Annotated in this window: 5 protein-coding genes; all 5 read left to right on the top strand. The window is 61.5% G+C overall.

Features of this window, described 5'->3' with window-relative positions; genetic code table 11:
- The coding region (hisH, locus tag ENJ19_02350) for an imidazole glycerol phosphate synthase subunit HisH (GenBank protein HHM04569.1) at positions 1-470 on the top strand (470 nt) is incomplete at its 5' end.
- Positions 470-1,207 (top strand): 1-(5-phosphoribosyl)-5-[(5-phosphoribosylamino)methylideneamino]imidazole-4-carboxamide isomerase, encoded by a 738-nt coding sequence (gene hisA, locus ENJ19_02345; GenBank protein ID HHM04568.1) that lies wholly within the window; start codon positions 470-472, stop codon positions 1,205-1,207. The genes hisH and hisA, both read left to right, overlap by 1 nt.
- A 1-nt stretch (position 1,208) precedes the next feature.
- Positions 1,209-1,970 (top strand): imidazole glycerol phosphate synthase subunit HisF, encoded by a 762-nt coding sequence (gene hisF, locus ENJ19_02340; protein ID HHM04567.1) that lies wholly within the window; start codon positions 1,209-1,211, stop codon positions 1,968-1,970.
- The gene (locus ENJ19_02335; GenBank protein ID HHM04566.1) at positions 1,967-2,287 is read left to right on the top strand and encodes a phosphoribosyl-ATP diphosphatase; all 321 of its coding nucleotides are present in this window, start codon (positions 1,967-1,969) and stop codon (positions 2,285-2,287) included. Before hisF ends, ENJ19_02335 begins: the two co-directional genes overlap by 4 nt.
- Positions 2,288-2,721: 434 nt before the next feature.
- The coding region (locus ENJ19_02330) for a twin-arginine translocase subunit TatA (protein ID HHM04565.1) at positions 2,722-2,787 on the top strand (66 nt) is incomplete at its 3' end.

Raw genomic sequence — 2,787 nt, 5'->3', positions numbered from 1 at the left:
CCGCCATCGGCCGGCATCACCTGAACCGCGAAGTGCGCGAGGCCATGGAGAGCAAGCCCTTCCTGGGTATCTGCATGGGCCTGCAAGTGCTCATGGAATTCAGCGAGGAGAACGATGGCACCGAGCTGCTGGGCATATTCCCCGGTCGGGTGCGACGGTTTGCCGCCGACATGCCCGGTGATGACGGCCTGCCCCTGAAGATTCCCCACATGGGCTGGAGCCGGGTGAAGCAGCGCCGGCCGCATCCTTTGTGGGAGGGCATAGAGGACGGCGCGCGTTTCTATTTCGTGCACAGCTACCATGTGGTGCCCGAGGATGAGGAACTGGTGGCGGCGACCACGGATTATGGCGTGGAATTCGTCAGCGCCATCAGCCGGGATAATCTGTTCGCCGTGCAGTTTCACCCGGAAAAAAGCGCGGACGCCGGTTTGCGTCTGTTGAAGAACTTTGTCAGTTGGGAGCCAAGCTGATGTTGCTCATTCCCGCAATCGATTTGAAAGACGGCCAATGCGTGCGCCTCAAGCAGGGGCGCATGGAAGACGATACAGTGTTCTCCGACCAGCCGGTGGACATGGCCGGCCGCTGGATGGAGGCCGGCGCGCGGCGCCTGCACTTGGTGGACCTCAACGGCGCCTTTGCCGGCGAGCCGGTGAATGGCGACGCCATCCGCGCCATCGCGGCCAAATATCCCGACCTGCCCATCCAGGTGGGCGGCGGCATCCGCGACGAGGCCACCATCGAAGCCTACCTGAAGGCCGGGGTGAGCTACTGCATCATCGGCACCCAGGCGGTGAAGGAGCCGGAATTCGTCGCCCGCGCCTGTCAGTCCTTTCCCGGCCACATCATCGTGGGCCTGGACGCAAAAGACGGCATGGTGGCCATCAATGGCTGGGCGGAGGTCACGGACCAGGAAGTCACGCAGCTGGCGAAACGGTTCGAGAACGACGGCGTATCCGCCATCGTCTATACGGACATCGGCCGCGACGGCATGATGACCGGCTGCAACGTGGAGGCTACCACCACCCTGGCCAACGCCATCAACATCCCGGTCATTGCTTCCGGCGGCATCACCAATCTGCGGGACATCGAGGCCTTGTGCCAGGCGGACACCAACAACATTATGGGCGCCATCACCGGCCGGGCCATTTACGAAGGCACCCTGGATTTTGCCGAAGGCCAGAAACTGGCCGACGAGCTGAGCTGCTGACATGGGCCTGGCCAAGCGCATCATTCCCTGCCTGGACGTGGACAACGGCCGCGTGGTCAAGGGCGTGCAGTTCGTGGACATCCGCGATGCCGGCGACCCCGTGGAAGTGGCCCGCCGCTACAACGAGGAAGGCGCCGACGAGATCACCTTCCTGGACATCACCGCCAGCTCCGACAACCGCGAAACCATCGTCCATGTGGTCGAGCAGGTGGCCTCGGAAGTGTTCATCCCCCTTACCGTGGGCGGCGGCATCCGCACCGTGGAGGACGTGCGCCGCATGCTGCTGGCCGGGGCGGACAAGGTCGCCATCAACACCGCCGCCGTGTTCAATCCGGAATTTGTCAAGGAGGCCGCGGACAGCATCGGCTCCCAGGCCATCGTGGTGGCCATAGACGCCAAGTCCGTGGGCCAAGGCAAGTGGGAGATCTTCACCCACGGCGGACGCAAGCCCACGGGCATAGACGCCATCGAATGGGCGCGGAAGATGACCGACTATGGCGCGGGCGAGATTCTTCTCACCAGCATGGACCGTGACGGCACCAAGATCGGTTTCGACAATGAGCTTACCCGGGCCGTGGCCGAGGCCGTGACCATTCCTGTCATTGCCTCCGGCGGCGTGGGCAATCTCCAGCACCTGGTGGACGGCGTGAAGAAAGGCGGCGCGGACGCGGTGCTGGCGGCCTCCATCTTCCATTTTGCCGAGTACAGCATCGGCGAGGCCAAGCGCTTCATGGCGGCACAGGGCGTGGAGGTGCGGCTGTGAGCGACACCCTGCAACAGCTGGCGGCGGTGCTGGAGGCACGCAAGCAAGCCTCGCCCGACAGTTCCTACGTGGCCAGCCTGTATCACAAGGGCCTGGATGCCATTCTCAAGAAGATTGGCGAGGAGGCCACGGAAACCGTCATGGCCGCCAAGGACGGGGAAAAGGACAAAATTATTTATGAAACCGCGGACTTGTGGTTTCATACCCTGGTTTTGCTGGCCCAGCAGGGCCTGGGGCCGGATGACGTGCTGCAGGAACTGCAGCGGCGTTTTGGGCTTTCAGGGCTGGAAGAAAAGGCCAGCCGCAAGGCGGATTAGGTTATCATCAGTGGCATTAGCGTAAAGGCTGGCGGTGGTTCAGGTCAGGGAACGCCGTAAACCCTTCCATGGGGGCTTGACGGTGGCGTCCGTGCCACCGACATCCCTGACCTGAACCACCGTCCGCCTCGATAACAAGCCGGGCTATCAGTGCATAATAGTCTGTATCTTGATGGGCCATTCGATATGATGACCTCTGTAGGTCGGACTTCAGTCCGACACACAGCGGTGGACAGTGGTGGATTGTCGGGCTAAAGCCCGGCCTTCGATCATAACGCGGCTTGGCGTCATGAGCCGTAAACGGATTGCTCAGGACTGTTTTGCATGTATTTGGTTGAGGTTATTATTCCCTGATCCCCGCAGGGGCAGGCAGGATCGTATTCATTTCACCGGGCCGGGGTGCCCGGCAAATCAAGCGTTTTGGAGTTGAGATTATGGGTTTAGGTGGAATCAGTATCTGGCAGCTGTTGATCGTGCTGGTCATCGTTCTGTTGTTGTTT

The sequence above is a fragment of the Gammaproteobacteria bacterium genome, assembly GCA_011375345.1.
In the GTDB taxonomy this organism is placed as follows: domain Bacteria; phylum Pseudomonadota; class Gammaproteobacteria; order DRLM01; family DRLM01; genus DRLM01.
This window is presented reverse-complemented; position numbering and strand designations above follow the sequence as displayed.